The following is a 14,894-nucleotide window of genomic DNA, read 5'->3' as shown; positions in this document are numbered from 1 at the left end:
TCAAAATGAAAATAATTATTGTTTAGCGTATAATAAGATAGTTAAAGCAACGAACACAAGCGACAGCTGTTATAACTTCGCAGCTAGCTCAACCCCTTGACGGATCACCCGTTTGGCATCAACCTCTCCTGCTTCTTCTGCTCCACCAATGACATGTACAGAAATATCTTGCGCTGTTAATTGTTGTGATAGGTTATCGACCGAGGTTTGACCTGTACAAATGACAATATTATCAACATCAAGCGTATAAGCTTGCCCATCAACAATAAGATGTAATCCTTGATCGTCGATAGCTTGATACTGCACACCGGCCCATAATTTAACCCCACGTTTTTCTAAAGTTCGACGATGGATCCACCCCGTTGTGCGACCTGGTCCTTTACCAACTTTTCCTTGCCGGCGTTGCATTAGCCATACTTGGCGAGGGCTAATATAATCATCACTCGGTAACAAGCCACCACTGTAATTCAAGCTTTTATCGATATCCCATTCACGTAACCAACTATCAAGATCGTTTTCAACTGGCTCTGTTAGCATGGTTGCGACATCAACCCCAATTCCACCAGCACCAATAATGGCCACTTTTTGCCCAAGTGACACCTTATTGCTAATCAAGGTTTGATAATCAATAACTTTAGGGTGTTCAATACCCGCAATTGGTGGTATTCGTGGTTGAACACCCGTTGCAATAACCACTTCATCATAATCCAATAATTGATCAATCTTCGCCTCAACACCTAATCGTACCTTAACCCCCGTTTGTGCTAATCGGCGCGTAAAATAACGAATAGTTTCTTTGAATTCTTCTTTGCCCGGGATCTGCATTGCCAAATTAAACTGGCCGCCAACATGGTTATTTTTTTCAAATAAATCAACCTTAAAACCACGCTCCGCAGCAGCAACGGCGCATGCCATTCCAGCAGGGCCACCACCAATTACTGCCACTTTTCGCGATGTCGAAACCGCCGTTAGCACCAATTCAGTTTCATAGCAGGCTTGAGGATTAACTAAACAACTCGCGCGCTTACCAACAAAAACATGATCCAAACATGCCTGATTACATCCAATACAGGTATTAATATCATCAGCTCGATTTTGCTCAGCTTTTAAGACAAACTCTGGATCAGCTAAGAATGGCCTTGCCATCGATACCATATCAGCTTGTCCTTGAGATAAAATATTTTCAGCCACTTGCGGGGTATTAATACGATTACAGGTCACAATCGGAATCGACACCTGTTGCTTAATTTTTTCAGTTACCCAAGCAAACGCCGCCCGTGGTACTTGAGTTGCAATAGTGGGTATTCGCGTCTCATGCCAACCAATGCCTGTATTTAAAATTGTCACTCCTGCAGCTTCTAATTCAGTCGCGAGCTGTACCACTTCATCATAGGTGCTACCTTGCTCAACTAAATCCAACATCGACAATCTAAAAATAATAATAAAATCACGACCAACACTTGCCCGTACAGCACGTACTATCTCAACTGCAAATCGAATTCGATTGTCATAACTTCCCCCCCAATCATCGTAACGCTGATTAGATCGCTGACAAATAAATTGATTAATGAGATAACCTTCAGAACCCATCAATTCAACGCCGTCGTAACCCGCCTCACGTGCAAGTTCAGCACTATGCGCAAAATCATTAATGGTATTCTTAATCTGACGATGACTCATTTTAGAGGGAGTAAATTTAGAAATAGGAGAACGAATAGCAGAAGCACTCACTGCAAATGGTGACATTGCATAGCGCCCAGCATGCAATAGTTGCAATGCAATTTTACCGCCTTGCTGATGCACAGCAGTCGTAATAATTTGGTGTTTACGCACATGACGACTATTACTAAACTCAGCGCTTAATGGATGTAGTCGACCGCGAAAATTAGGTGAGAAACCACCAGTAACAATTAACCCAACCCCAGCCTGAGCTCTAGTGGCATAAAACGTGGCCAGTTTATGAAAACCACCGCGTTCTTCTTCTAATCCAGTATGCATTGAGCCCATCAATACACGGTTACGTAATTGAGTAAAACCAAGATCCAGCGGTGCCAATAAAAATGGATATATTTTATCGTCCATGAGCTGCTCCTAACCGTTATGGTCTGACCAGTATATTTCAGCTTACTGAATAACACCACTACCATTTAACAGATCAGCAACATTTACATGATCCGACTCACTATTTATAATCAATCGCATACTTTTATTTTATCCTTGCTAACAATAACACCCTAAAAAAACTGTATTTCAGTAGTGACTACGCTACGATATCGCAATCATCATTATCAGGAATTTTCATGAAAGCCATATTCTCAAGGATTGGAAAATTCGTCCTTGCTATCGGGAAGTTAATTAACTTTACTCGCAAATTTGTCCTCAACATTTTGTTCGTTTTTATTATTGGCGCGATCATTTTTGCATTAACAGATGAAGATAAAGCTACCGATACCACTGAACCCTCAGCATTAGTACTCAACCTATCAGGCCCGATTGTTGAACAAAAGAACTATGACAATCCACTTGATAGCGTTATGAGTGAGGCACTAGGCAAACCCGAAGTACAGCAAAATGTATTATTTGATGTTGTCGAAACTATTCGTGCAGCCGCAACAGATAAAGACATCACCGGCTTAGTACTCAATCTCAAAGGCATGTCTGAAACCAGCTTAACTAAAATGCGATACATTGCGAAAGCAATCGAAGAGTTTAAAGCCACAGGTAAACCAGTTTATGCTTATGGTGATAATTACAGCCAAAGCCAATACTACCTTGCAAGTTACGCCGATAAGGTATTTTTATCACCCGATGGTGGTGTAATGCTAACAGGCTATGGTACTTACACTCTGTATTATAAGAGCTTATTAGCTAAATTAGACGTCACAACCCACGTTTTCCGTGTCGGTACCTATAAGTCATTTGTTGAACCTTATATTCGTGATGGCATGTCAGCGGCAGCGAAAGAAGCCAATACAGTATGGTTAACCCAATTATGGAGCGCATTTAGTGACGATATCGCTAACAACCGCGATATTAAGCCACAAACTCTAACCCCAAATATTGATGAATTTGTTACCCAACTAGAATCTGTCCATGGTGATTTTGCTCAGTTAAGTAAAAAGTTAGGCTTAGTTGATTCACTGGTTACCCGTGATCAAATGACGCAATTTTTGATCAAAAAATTCGGCGCTAACGACAAGCATAGCTTTAAACAAATTAGCTATTACGATTACCTACCACTCTTAGTCGATAATCAGCAACCATCGACAAATAAAGTGGCCGTTGTTATAGCAAGTGGCGCGATTGTTGATGGCAAAAGCAGCCAAGGCTCAGCTGGCGGTGACACTATTGCGGCACTATTACGTAAAGCACGCTTTGATAAACAAGTGAAATCAGTGATCCTACGCGTTGATAGCCCAGGAGGCAGTGCTTTTGCTTCGGAGATTATTCGTAATGAAGTTGATGCACTGAAAAAAGCAGGCAAACCCGTCGTGGTTTCAATGTCAAGTGTAGCCGCATCTGGTGGTTACTGGATCTCATCCAGCGCCAGCGAAATCATTGCTCAACCAACAACAATTACTGGCTCAATTGGTATCTTTGCCATTTTAACAACATTTGAAAAAGGCTTAGAGAAACTAGGCGTTTACAGTGATGGTGTCGGTACGACTCCCTTCTCTGGGGTTGGTGTCACCCGTGCACTGCCAGAAGGCGTTGCGAAAGTGTTCCAACTTGGAGTTGATAATGGCTATCAACGTTTTATTGGCTTAGTCAGTAAATACCGTCATATGTCATTAGCTCAAGCTGATAAAATTGCCCAAGGCCGTGTATGGACAGGTAAAGATGCCCAACAACGTGGTTTAGTGGATAAATTAGGTGATTTTGACACTGCAATAACGGCAGCGGTTGAATTAGCAAAACTAAAAGATTACCAACTCGTGTGGATGCAACAACCACTATCACCAGTACAACAATTCTTTAAAGAACTGTCAGGTGAAGTGAAAGTTCAAATTGCGAGCATGGTATTTGGTGATATGCCATCAACCTTAGCGCCAGTGACTAAAGTAGCAAAAGATCTAACCTCACTGACCAATTTTAATGATCCCAATGGCCGCTATGCCTTCTGCTTAAACTGCAGTACGGTTAATTAACCATAATAGTGCATACTAACCCGACCATGTTTATTGGTCGGGTTGTTTGCTTTGTCATTACTTCCATTTAGAGTAAAAGCAGTAATTTACACCATCACAGCTCAATTAATCAGCACAGTTAACTACGATCACATTTTAACTCACACAATCGCACTACAAATCTAACTAACCTCGCATCTTCATATAGTTTGCGTATAATACGCGCACTCATTCGTTCATTCTGAGCTTCAAAATGGAAAGAAAACACATTTACATCGCTTACACTGGCGGCACTATTGGTATGCAAAAATCGGATCATGGCTATGTTCCTGTTGCTGGTTTTATGCAGAAGCAATTGGCAAGCATGCCAGAATTCCATCGTTCAGAAATGCCAGAATTTACTATCAATGAGTATACTCCGCTCATCGATTCGTCAGATATGACACCGATGGATTGGCAACGAATTGCTGATGATATTAAAGCTAATTATGATAAATACGATGGCTTTGTTATTTTACATGGTACCGATACCATGGCTTACACCGCATCGGCATTATCATTCATGTTTGAAAATTTAGATAAACCCGTGATTGTGACTGGCTCACAAATTCCACTGGTTGAATTACGCTCTGACGGCCAAAGTAATTTACTTAATGCGCTTCATATTGCGGCTAATTATCCAATCAATGAAGTCACAGTGTTTTTCAATAATCAATTGATCCGTGGTAATCGCAGTACTAAAGCACATGCTGATGGTTTTGGAGCATTTATTTCACCAAACTTACCACCACTGTTAGAAGCTGGCATTAATATTAGCGTTAATAGCATTGCTCAAATAGATAAAAAGCCCGAAGGTGCTTTTAAAGTTCATACGATTACACCTCAACCTATTGGGGTCATCACTATGTACCCTGGTATTTCTTCTGAAGTGATTCGTAATACTTTACGCCAACCAGTCAATGCCATGATATTACTAACATTTGGTGTTGGTAATGCGCCACAAAATAAACAACTACTTGAACAATTGAAAGCTGCAACAGATCGCGGTGTTATTGTTATGAACTTAACCCAATGTCTATCAGGCAAAGTGAATATGGGTGGTTATGCGACAGGCTGTGCCCTTGCAGAGGCTGGAGTATTAAGTGGTTATGATATGACGCCTGAAGCGGCACTGGCTAAATTACATTATCTATTAAGCCAAAATCTCTCTACAGAAACTATCCGTAGCATGATGCAGCAAGATTTACGTGGTGAGCTAACCCATTAATGGGCTCTAAATCATCCATTCAGCAGTATTACTAAAAAGAGCCCTATGGCTCTTTTTTAATCATGACTTTCTATTACTGATAGCAACAAAGCAACTACACTTATTGCAATACTATCGCTCATTGAGCCAAGCAATAAGTAATCATTATGATTTTACACGGCACATCAATCTCACCTTCCGTACGCAAAATAATGTTAGCGCTCAATTACAAAGGTATTCGTTACGAGCTGCAACCACTCAATCCCTATATCGAAAAAGAACTCGCGCACAAACGCCATCCTATGGGAAAGGTCCCTGTACTTGAACATGAAAAGCTAACCATTCTCGATTCTACCGTTATTGCGCATTATTTAGATGATGTCTACCCGATTCCACCGTTGTATCCCGGTAATGCACACCAACGCGCTCAAATACGCTGGCTCGAATCATACGCTGCAACCCGAGTAACCTCTTTAATTGGCGGCGTGTTATTTTATCAAAAAATATTACGTCAAAAAATGCAGGATAAAACCTGTGATGAAGAAGCCGTTAATCAATGTTTAACTCACCACCTGCCTGACGTATTGCACTACCTCAACCAGCAAGTCCCACCGCAAGGCTATGTAAGTGATCATTTTTCAATAGCAGAAATCAGTTTATGGAGTGTATTTCGTAGTGGCTGGATGAGTGGGCTACGTCTACAGCCACACTATCCACAGTTACATGCTTATCTACAACGGATAGAGCTTGAACCATGGATTGCAAATTTTATTGCAGAAGAAGATCATCAATTACAAGATTTTTATTGTGAACCAATGATTTTGCCGCACTCATCAACACAACATAATGATTACAACTGATCATGCTCAAAACGGGCAATATCATTATCACTAATGGCGGTATCAGCATTACAAGTTGTCGCGGAGGAGTTAACTGCAAAATCCCGTTTCAATTCAGCTTTAGATTTAAATTTAATCTCACCACCAGCGGCTACCGTCATATGATCAGCATTAATATTATGTCGTGATTGGTATAGCATCACGGCTTGCATCGCACTATCACGTAATTGTGGCGTCAAGACTGAGCCATCGAGCCACTTTCCTGTTTCAACCGCAGTTAAAATACGCTGATAAACCTCAGGCGTCATCGCTGTTAATAACTGACTAATATCCATATTATTACCTCCTACCATAATGATTATGATCATATTTACTACTAGCATACAAAAAAATGTGCTGCTGAATTGCGTTGGTGTCACGCTAACTTAAGTTACTAAAAACAAGTCATTTACAAAACAAAATATAATGTTAAATTTAAGCTTCTATCTTTTAATGAGTTCATATTTTGGCCATCGTCTCATTACCAGCGGCTACCACGCCTCGTTATAATGTATATAACATTAAGGTAATAATATTACTGCCACTATTACTTAGTGGTTGCTTTGATCGTTACCGTACAACAGATAGCTTATGTAATGATAACCCTAGTCTATGCCAACCATTAAATCTTAATGATGGACAATGTCGAATTCAACGTACTAACCTCATATGGCAACGTTATAACACGTTACAAATGCCCACCGATGAACACAAATTTAAAGAGTTAAAAGCAACGAAAGAATACCAATTCTGTCTTGAATATGCCGCGCGCATTGAACCAACAGAATTAAAGCAGCGTAAAACTAAGCGGATGCAAGCGCTCTATCATAGCTATGAAAGTATTGAGCGACTTAACCAAGAATTACTGTCATCTCAAGACCCCCATATTATTTATTATCGTTGGGGTCAGGGAGACAAAAAAGCTAAACAACAATTTCTCGCCCTTGAAGGTAATAAAAAACTTGAACACCCTGAATTGCAGTTAGCGCTTGCTAGTTATTATATCGGAAAAAACACCGTTAAAACGTTGGATATATTGCATCACAGTCTTAGTCTTTATAAACCCAATGATGAGGTCAATATCAATATATTACACTCACTTGCGACATTATATTATCAACAAAAAGACATCTCTGCGGCATATGTATGGACAAGCGTAGCGAGTAATCATAACCAGAATAAAAAACAAAAAATGGCAAGTCCATTAATTAAAAATCAATTTATTTTAACGAGTAAAGAACGACAGCGGTTAGATAAAATTGCACTCAATATAATCGCTGCATTAGAAAATGGGCAATATACTCGAATAGAATCACTGCCCAATATTAATAACTGATACAACTATTAGTAAATTTATATTTAAGTATACCCATCACTATCAATCGTGATGGGTACAAACCATAGCCACCGATATTAATCATCTTTTGAGAAAAGTAGTGAGATTGAATTTACACAAAACCGTTCACCCGTTGACGGCGGGCCATCGGGAAAAATGTGACCTAAATGGCTATCACATTCAGAACAGCGGATCTCAGTACGCACCATACCGTGACTATTATCATTCAAATAGCGGATACATTCTTTGGTAATTGGAGCATCAAAACTTGGCCAACCACATCCAGAATCATATTTATTAGTAGAAGCAAATAAAGACTGACCGCAACAGGTACATGAATAGATACCCGTTTCACGATTGTGTAGCAATGTACCACTAAATGGTGCTTCAGTTGCTTGCTCACGACAAACTTGATAAGCATCAGTAGATAACTTATCCCGCCAATATGCATTATCTTTTTTATTCATTCTTTGTTGCCTTTTGTTGTGTTTTAAGTAAACCGAATAAATATATTTGCTATTTAGGTCCACTGTACCACATACTTCCTGTGCAAAAAGTCACATAGACTCAAAAACAGATTTTTGTTTTTGTAAATATGATTAAAAGTTAACAATTACTGTGACGGTAATTTAAACAATATTTGTACAAATTACCGTCGTTGTAGTGTAAATGTAAAAAAGATCCGAACTTTTTTTTGACCTTAAGCAATTTAAACGATTTTTTTGCTTGCAGGCTTACAAAGGATTCTGTAATTTTACTACCAGTTATATTTCATTAGAAATTAAGTTGTGGAGCAACTGTAATGACAATTAAAGTAGGTATTAACGGTTTTGGCCGTATCGGTCGTTTTGTTTTCCGTGCAGCGCAAGAGCGCACTGACATCGAAGTTGTTGGTATCAACGACCTAATCGACGTTGAATACATGGCATACATGCTTAAGTACGACTCAACTCACGGCCGTTTCAACGGTACCGTTGAAGTTGAAGGCGGTAACTTAATCGTTAACGGTAAAACTGTACGTGTAACTGCTGAGCGTAACCCTGAAGATCTTAAGTGGGATGCAATCAACGTTGACGTAGTAGCTGAAGCAACTGGCCTGTTCCTAACAGACGAGACTGCACGTAAGCACATCACAGCTGGCGCTAAGAAAGTTGTTCTTACTGGCCCATCTAAAGATGCTACTCCTATGTTCGTAATGGGTGTTAACGACTCAACTTACGCTGGTCAAGATATCGTTTCTAACGCTTCTTGTACTACTAACTGTCTAGCGCCTATCGCTAAAGTTCTTAACGACAACTTCGGTATCGTTTCTGGTCTTATGACAACAGTTCACGCTACTACAGCAACTCAAAAAACTGTAGATGGTCCTTCAGCTAAAGACTGGCGTGGCGGTCGTGGTGCTTCTCAGAACATCATCCCATCATCAACTGGTGCTGCTAAAGCAGTAGGCGTTGTTCTTCCAGAGATCAACGGCAAACTAACTGGTATGGCTTTCCGCGTACCAACTGCTAACGTTTCTGTAGTTGACCTAACAGTTAACCTAGAGAAAGGCGCTTCTTACGAAGCTATCTGTGCTGCAATGAAAGCTGCATCAGAAGGCGAACTAAAAGGCATTCTTGGTTACACTGAAGATGCAGTTGTTTCTACTGACTTCAACGGCGACACTCGCACTTCAATCTTTGATGCTGCAGCTGGTATCGCACTTAACGATAACTTCGTTAAAGTTGTATCTTGGTACGACAACGAAATCGGTTACTCAAACAAAGTTCTAGACCTAATCGCTCACATCTCTAAGTAATGTAAGCAATTAACTGACTTTCTTTGAAAGCTGATAGTAAGAGGCGACGCTTAAGGGTGTCGCCTTTTTTATACCTAAAATATATCAACTCACTAATAATGCCGTACTTTATCTCTTTGCCGTAAGTCAGCATGTTATAAAACAAGCAACCAAACACGTTTAAACTATAAATCATGAAATATCTCGATCAAATCCGTTACAAAAATAACAAATAAATTTTTATATTCTTTGATATTTTAAAACGAAAAATAAGTTTCCATTGTTTATATTTTTGGACTAAATACACGCGAAAACATAAAAATGGGCGCTTTCGCCACCTAACATTAAGGAAAAGAAGATGGATTTACGTCAACTTTCGACAATCAATGCATTATCTGATGCTGTTACCGTATGCGAATATCAAGGTGTGAAGATTATTCGTATCATTCATCCGATGGTAGAAGCGGGTATTTCTCTCCATGGTGGTCATTTACTTTGGTTTAAACCCGCAGGCGAAAAAGACGTTATTTGGTTAAGCGAAAAAGCTGAATTTGATCTAACAAAAGCGGTTCGAGGCGGAATTCCAGTTTGTTGGCCATGGTTTGGCAAAGCTGCAACACCATCACATGGATTCGCACGTACTAGTGAATGGACGCTATCACAACACCGTGAAAATGATAACGGCGTTATTGTCACTTTAACGCTCGAAGATAATCAAGATACACGTGCAATTTGGCCGCATAAATTCCATAACCAAATGACATTTGAAATGAGTTCAGAGCTCAATGTAAGCCTAACCTCAACCAATACAGATACTCAGCCTTGGTCATACGGCGGCGCATTACATACCTACTTTGATATTGCTGATATCAATAACACTTCAGTTACAGGTATGGGTAGCGAATATTTAGATAGTACCCAAGCAGGAAAAGAGTGCCATGGCACAGATGTGTTAACTTTCGAAGCTGAAACAGATCGTGTTTATACTCATCCCTTAGCAACAATTACTATTGATGATAAAAATAATCAGCGGGCTATTTTAGTAACAAATCAAGGCCATAACGCTGCAGTTATTTGGAATCCTTGGCAAGAATTATCGATTAATATGGCTGATATGGCAGATAACAGCTATGAAACAATGGTGTGTGTTGAATCAACTATTCATATTCCAACCATTGAATTACAACCAGGTCAAACACATACGCTTTCAACTCGTATTGCCGTTCAACGCTAATTTTAAAAACTCATCACTAGCAAGGTAACTATCTTGCTAGTGATTTATGCCAACATCGTACCCGTTGATTCAATAAGTACCCAGCCATTACCATCAGGATCATTAAAAGTCGCAAATCGCCCTTCCATCATGGTAATAATTTCAGATAACGCCACCCCTCGACCACTCAGCTCCTGATGTGTTGATTGAATATCATATGTTTGAACCACTAATCCCTGAACACCCCCCGCTTCCATTCCCGCAAAGGGTTTGACTAAGCTAATCGTTGTTTCTGCACCTTTAGGCACAAGTTGTACCCATCGTGTTTGTTGGCTCTCAGTATGATCTCTAATCAATTCAAAACCTAAAACATCACGATAAAATTGCAGTGCTTGATTTTGATCAGAGACTGGAATCGATACTGTATCAACACGACAAATAGACATAAGATCTTACTCCATACTCTAAACAACAATCATTACTTATTGAGGTTAAATCAGCAGCAACACTTTTGTGTTAAAAAGTAAGTTCAGTAACGTAAATTCTTACAATTTGTCATTTACTCCTAATCCTGAGACAGGATAAAAAACACTCGATAACAAAAAAACACAATAAAACTGGCATCAACTTAATACTCAATTATTTAATTCAAATTAAAATCAATAACCAGATATAAAAACTGACAAGATCATAATATTAAGCATTTTAACTCAACTGACAGAATTGTTACTTACAATCACAAAAAATACACATATGCAATAACTTTGTAGCATTTTAACTTGCGAAAGCCTTTTAATTAAAGGATAGTGGTCAATATCGGTTATTTAATCAGCAATTACATCCTATTTATTAACAAAAAATTTATTTACCAATCAGTGACTCTGCAATACAAAATGATGAGTTCAGACTAGGCTTAAATAAGTAAGCAATGTAGAAACACTCTGTTTTTCATTAATTACTCTTAAATATAAGAACGATTGAGGGGGCATACTATGAGTATTTTTGACCACTATCGTCAGCGCTACGAAGAAGCTAAGGACGAAGAGCTTTCATTACAACAATTCCTTGATATCTGTAAAGACGACCGTAGTTCTTACGTCAACGCAGCAGAGCGTCTTCTAATGGCCATTGGCGAGCCAGAAATGATAGATACCGCGCAAGATCCACATCTTAGCCGCTTATTTTCAAACCGCGTAATATCACGCTATGACACGTTTAAAGATTTTTATGGCATGGAAGAGGCCATTGAGCAAATCGTGTCCTATCTTAAACACGCGGCGCAAGGGCTCGAAGAGCGTAAACAAATTCTGTATTTATTAGGCCCAGTTGGTGGTGGTAAATCATCATTAGCTGAAAAACTAAAAAGTTTAATGCAAAAAGTACCTATTTATATTCTTACTGCCAATGGTGAACGTAGCCCCGTCAACGATCATCCTTTTTGCTTATTTGATAAACAAGAAGATGGTAGCTTGCTTAAAAATGAATATGGTATTCCAAGCCGTTACCTTAATACTATTATGTCACCGTGGGCTGCAAAACGATTACATGAATTTGGCGGCGATATTACCCAATTTAAAGTAATTAAAATTCGCCCATCAATTATTGATCAAATCGCAATTGCAAAAACGGAGCCCGGTGATGAAAACAACCAAGATATTTCATCATTAGTAGGTAAAGTCGATATTCGTCAGCTTGAGCATTTTTCTCAAGACGATCCAGATGCATATAGCTATTCAGGTGCCTTATGTAAAGCTAACCAAGGTGTAATGGAATTCGTCGAGATGTTTAAAGCACCACTAAAAGTGCTACATCCCTTATTAACAGCGACACAGGAAGGTAACTATAACGGTACGGAAGGGTTATCAGCCTTACCTTTTGACGGTATGATTTTAGCGCACTCAAACGAATCTGAGTGGCAAACATTCCGTAATAATAAAACGAATGAGGCCTTCCTTGATCGGGTCTATATCGTTAAAGTTCCTTATTGTTTACGCGTATCGGAAGAAATGCGAATTTACGAAAAATTACTACAAAACAGTGAGTTATCATCCGCACCATGTTCACCAAGCACGCTCGAAATTCTAGCACGTTTCACTGTGTTATCTCGTCTTAAAGAGCCTGAAAACTCCAGTGTATATTCAAAAATGCGTGTTTATGATGGTGAAACACTTAAAGATACCGATCCTAAAGCAAAATCATATCAAGAGTACCGTGATTATGCTGGTGTTGATGAAGGTATGAATGGGCTCTCAACCCGTTTCGCCTTTAAAATCCTCTCGCGAGTATTTAACTTTGATCATGCTGAAGTTGCTGCAAACCCAGTTCACCTTTTCTACGTTCTTGAACAACAAATTGAGCGTGAACAATTTCCACAAGACATCGCCGAGAAATATCTTGAGCACCTTAAGGGGTTCTTAACGCCTAAATATGTCGAATTTATTGGTAAAGAAATTCAAACCGCTTACCTTGAGTCTTATTCAGAATATGGCCAAAACATCTTTGACCGCTATGTAAGTTATGCTGACTTCTGGATTCAAGATCAGGAATACCGCGATCCTGATACTGGCCAATTATTTGACCGTTCGGCTCTCAATAACGAACTAGAAAAAATTGAGAAGCCAGCTGGCATCAGTAATCCAAAAGATTTTCGTAATGAAATCGTCAATTTTGTACTTCGTGCTCGTGCTAATAATGCAGGTAAAAATCCAAATTGGACTAGCTATGAAAAACTACGCACCGTGATTGAGAAAAAAATGTTCTCTAACACCGAAGAACTACTACCGGTTATTTCCTTTAATGCCAAAACCTCAACCGATGAGCAGAAAAAGCACGATGATTTTGTCGCTCGTATGATGGAAAAAGGCTATACCCGTAAACAAGTGCGTTTATTGTCTGAATGGTACTTACGCGTACGTAAGTCGTCGTAACCGACTGACAACGAAGGGGGGAGCTATGGCACATTTTATTGATCGAAGGCTCAACGGTAAAAATAAGAGCACCGTCAATCGCCAACGTTTTTTACGCCGTCATAAACAGCAAATAAAAGAGTCTATTGCTGATGCGGTAAATAAACGTTCGATTACTGATGTCGATAGTGGTGAGGATATAACCATCCCCTCTCGCGACATTAGCGAACCAGTATTTCATCAAGGTAAAGGGGGACAACGAGAAGTCGTCCACCCCGGTAATGACCAATTTATCCCAGGAGATCGTATTGAACGTCCACAAGGAGGTGGCGGTCAAGGTGGTGCAGGCGAAGGTCAGGCAAGTCCTGATGGTGATGGTCAGGACGATTTTGTCTTTCAAATATCGAAAGATGAATATCTAGATTTATTATTTGAAGATTTAGAGCTGCCTAATCTACAGAAAAATGCCATTAGTCAGATCGTAGAATGGAAAACATTTCGTGCAGGTTATAAATCACAAGGCGTACCGTCAAATATTGCGATTGTAAAATCATTACAAAATTCGCTCGCAAGACGAACAGCAATGACCGCAGGTAAACGCCGAAAAGTACGTGAACTTGAACAAGCCCTTGAATTACTGTTCACAACCGAACCTGCTCAACCTTTTGAAGAGGAACGCATTAAACAAGAAATTACCGTGTTAAAGAAAAAAATTAATAGTACGCCTTTTATTGATACTTTTGACTTACGTTACAAAAACTATGAGCGTCGTCCACAACCATCAAGTCAGGCTGTCATGTTCTGCTTAATGGATGTATCAGGCTCGATGGATCAAGCCACTAAAGATATTGCTAAACGGTTTTATATACTGCTGTATTTATTTTTAAATCGTACTTACAAAAATGTTGAAGTGGTGTTTATTCGCCATCACACCCAAGCTAAAGAAGTTGATGAACATGAGTTTTTCTATTCTCAAGAAACTGGCGGCACTATAGTTTCAAGCGCATTAAAAATGATGCATGACATCGTTAAACAACGTTATCGCCCAGAAGAATGGAACATTTATGCAGCACAAGCTTCTGATGGTGATAATTGGGCGGATGACTCCCCTGGTTGCCGTGAATTACTTGATAAGCACATACTGCCAGTAACACGCTATTACTCATATATTGAGATCACTCGTCGCGCACATCAAACTCTGTGGCGAGAGTATGAATCCTTACATAGCGGCCATGAAAATTTCGCAATGCAAAATATTAAAACAGTCGATGATATTTTCCCGGTGTTTAGGGAGCTATTTAAAAAACAAGTCAGTTAAATTAACGCTATTCCACGGTACTAAATATAATCGGTACAATCGTAAACCTGTGCCGATTATGATTATTTATTCGTTAAATAGTGAATAACATGG

The 14,894-nt window shown here is 39.4% G+C and carries 12 protein-coding genes; 8 read left to right on the top strand and 4 right to left on the bottom strand.

What is annotated here, in order from left to right; genetic code table 11:
• Positions 1 to 69: 69 nt before the first annotated feature.
• Positions 70 to 2,082, bottom strand: a complete 2,013-nt coding sequence (locus tag PPBDW_RS04880; RefSeq protein ID WP_036793759.1) for an NADPH-dependent 2,4-dienoyl-CoA reductase — start codon at positions 2,080 to 2,082, stop codon at positions 70 to 72.
• 218 nt (positions 2,083 to 2,300) lie between these two features.
• On the opposite strand from PPBDW_RS04880, the gene sppA reads away from it, so the two are divergent.
• The 3 genes from sppA (at position 2,301) to PPBDW_RS04865 (ending at position 6,233) form a co-directional block, all read left to right on the top strand.
• A complete protein-coding gene (sppA, locus tag PPBDW_RS04875) occupies positions 2,301 to 4,148 on the top strand; it encodes a signal peptide peptidase SppA (RefSeq protein WP_036793757.1) in 1,848 nt (615 codons plus the stop codon).
• A 232-nt stretch (positions 4,149 to 4,380) separates the two neighbouring features.
• On the top strand, positions 4,381 to 5,394 hold the full coding sequence (ansA, locus tag PPBDW_RS04870; RefSeq protein WP_036793755.1) for an asparaginase: 1,014 nt from the start codon (positions 4,381 to 4,383) through the stop codon (positions 5,392 to 5,394).
• A gap of 146 nt (positions 5,395 to 5,540) precedes the next feature.
• A complete protein-coding gene (locus tag PPBDW_RS04865; RefSeq protein WP_036793754.1) occupies positions 5,541 to 6,233 on the top strand; it encodes a glutathione S-transferase family protein in 693 nt (230 codons plus the stop codon).
• Here PPBDW_RS04865 and PPBDW_RS04860 read toward each other — a convergent pair.
• Complete coding sequence (locus PPBDW_RS04860; RefSeq protein ID WP_036793751.1) at positions 6,224 to 6,547, bottom strand: YeaC family protein; 324 nt, start codon at positions 6,545 to 6,547, stop codon at positions 6,224 to 6,226. The genes PPBDW_RS04865 and PPBDW_RS04860 overlap by 10 nt on opposite strands.
• 170 nt (positions 6,548 to 6,717) lie before the next feature.
• Here PPBDW_RS04860 and PPBDW_RS04855 point away from each other — a divergent pair, with 170 nt between their 5' ends.
• Positions 6,718 to 7,587, top strand: coding sequence for a DUF2989 domain-containing protein (locus PPBDW_RS04855; protein ID WP_230850405.1), 870 nt, complete (start codon positions 6,718 to 6,720; stop codon positions 7,585 to 7,587).
• A 77-nt stretch (positions 7,588 to 7,664) separates the two neighbouring features.
• Here PPBDW_RS04855 and msrB read toward each other — a convergent pair whose 3' ends face one another.
• Positions 7,665 to 8,054, bottom strand: a complete 390-nt coding sequence (msrB, locus tag PPBDW_RS04850; protein WP_036793749.1) for a peptide-methionine (R)-S-oxide reductase MsrB — start codon at positions 8,052 to 8,054, stop codon at positions 7,665 to 7,667.
• A gap of 335 nt (positions 8,055 to 8,389) precedes the next feature.
• Between msrB and gap the strand changes: the two genes are divergently transcribed.
• Together gap and PPBDW_RS04840 are read left to right on the top strand one after the other, a co-directional pair.
• Positions 8,390 to 9,385 carry a type I glyceraldehyde-3-phosphate dehydrogenase gene (gene gap / locus PPBDW_RS04845; RefSeq protein ID WP_036793748.1) on the top strand — a complete coding sequence of 332 codons (996 nt, stop codon included), beginning with the start codon at positions 8,390 to 8,392 and terminating at the stop codon, positions 9,383 to 9,385.
• Positions 9,386 to 9,722: 337 nt separating this feature from the next.
• Positions 9,723 to 10,598 (top strand): D-hexose-6-phosphate mutarotase, encoded by an 876-nt coding sequence (locus PPBDW_RS04840; protein ID WP_036793745.1) that lies wholly within the window; start codon positions 9,723 to 9,725, stop codon positions 10,596 to 10,598.
• Positions 10,599 to 10,642: 44 nt separating this feature from the next.
• Here PPBDW_RS04840 and PPBDW_RS04835 read toward each other — a convergent pair whose 3' ends face one another.
• Entirely contained in the window at positions 10,643 to 11,023 is a 381-nt protein-coding gene (locus PPBDW_RS04835; protein WP_036793744.1) for a VOC family protein, read from the bottom strand.
• 546 nt (positions 11,024 to 11,569) lie between these two features.
• Here PPBDW_RS04835 and PPBDW_RS04830 point away from each other — a divergent pair.
• Together PPBDW_RS04830 and PPBDW_RS04825 are read left to right on the top strand one after the other, a co-directional pair.
• On the top strand, positions 11,570 to 13,504 hold the full coding sequence (locus PPBDW_RS04830) for a PrkA family serine protein kinase (RefSeq protein ID WP_036793742.1): 1,935 nt from the start codon (positions 11,570 to 11,572) through the stop codon (positions 13,502 to 13,504).
• Positions 13,505 to 13,529: 25 nt separating this feature from the next.
• Positions 13,530 to 14,801, top strand: coding sequence for a YeaH/YhbH family protein (locus tag PPBDW_RS04825; protein ID WP_036793741.1), 1,272 nt, complete (start codon positions 13,530 to 13,532; stop codon positions 14,799 to 14,801).
• Positions 14,802 to 14,894 lie beyond the last annotated feature (93 nt).

Source organism: Photobacterium kishitanii, assembly GCF_000613045.3.
Lineage (GTDB): Bacteria > Pseudomonadota > Gammaproteobacteria > Enterobacterales > Vibrionaceae > Photobacterium > Photobacterium kishitanii.
Note: the sequence above shows the minus strand (reverse complement) of the source record. Positions and strands in the feature narration are given on the sequence as shown.

Excerpts from the sequence above, each read along its gene's own strand:
- PPBDW_RS04880 (WP_036793759.1), bottom strand. The coding sequence starts at position 2,082 with ATGGACGATAAAATATATCCATTTTTATTGGCACCGCTGGATCTTGGT.
- sppA (WP_036793757.1), top strand. The coding sequence starts at position 2,301 with ATGAAAGCCATATTCTCAAGGATTGGAAAATTCGTCCTTGCTATCGGG.
- ansA (WP_036793755.1), top strand. The coding sequence starts at position 4,381 with ATGGAAAGAAAACACATTTACATCGCTTACACTGGCGGCACTATTGGT.
- PPBDW_RS04865 (WP_036793754.1), top strand. The coding sequence starts at position 5,541 with ATGATTTTACACGGCACATCAATCTCACCTTCCGTACGCAAAATAATG.
- PPBDW_RS04860 (WP_036793751.1), bottom strand. The coding sequence starts at position 6,547 with ATGGATATTAGTCAGTTATTAACAGCGATGACGCCTGAGGTTTATCAG.
- msrB (WP_036793749.1), bottom strand. The coding sequence starts at position 8,054 with ATGAATAAAAAAGATAATGCATATTGGCGGGATAAGTTATCTACTGAT.
- gap (WP_036793748.1), top strand. The coding sequence starts at position 8,390 with ATGACAATTAAAGTAGGTATTAACGGTTTTGGCCGTATCGGTCGTTTT.
- PPBDW_RS04840 (WP_036793745.1), top strand. The coding sequence starts at position 9,723 with ATGGATTTACGTCAACTTTCGACAATCAATGCATTATCTGATGCTGTT.
- PPBDW_RS04835 (WP_036793744.1), bottom strand. The coding sequence starts at position 11,023 with ATGTCTATTTGTCGTGTTGATACAGTATCGATTCCAGTCTCTGATCAA.
- PPBDW_RS04830 (WP_036793742.1), top strand. The coding sequence starts at position 11,570 with ATGAGTATTTTTGACCACTATCGTCAGCGCTACGAAGAAGCTAAGGAC.
- PPBDW_RS04825 (WP_036793741.1), top strand. The coding sequence starts at position 13,530 with ATGGCACATTTTATTGATCGAAGGCTCAACGGTAAAAATAAGAGCACC.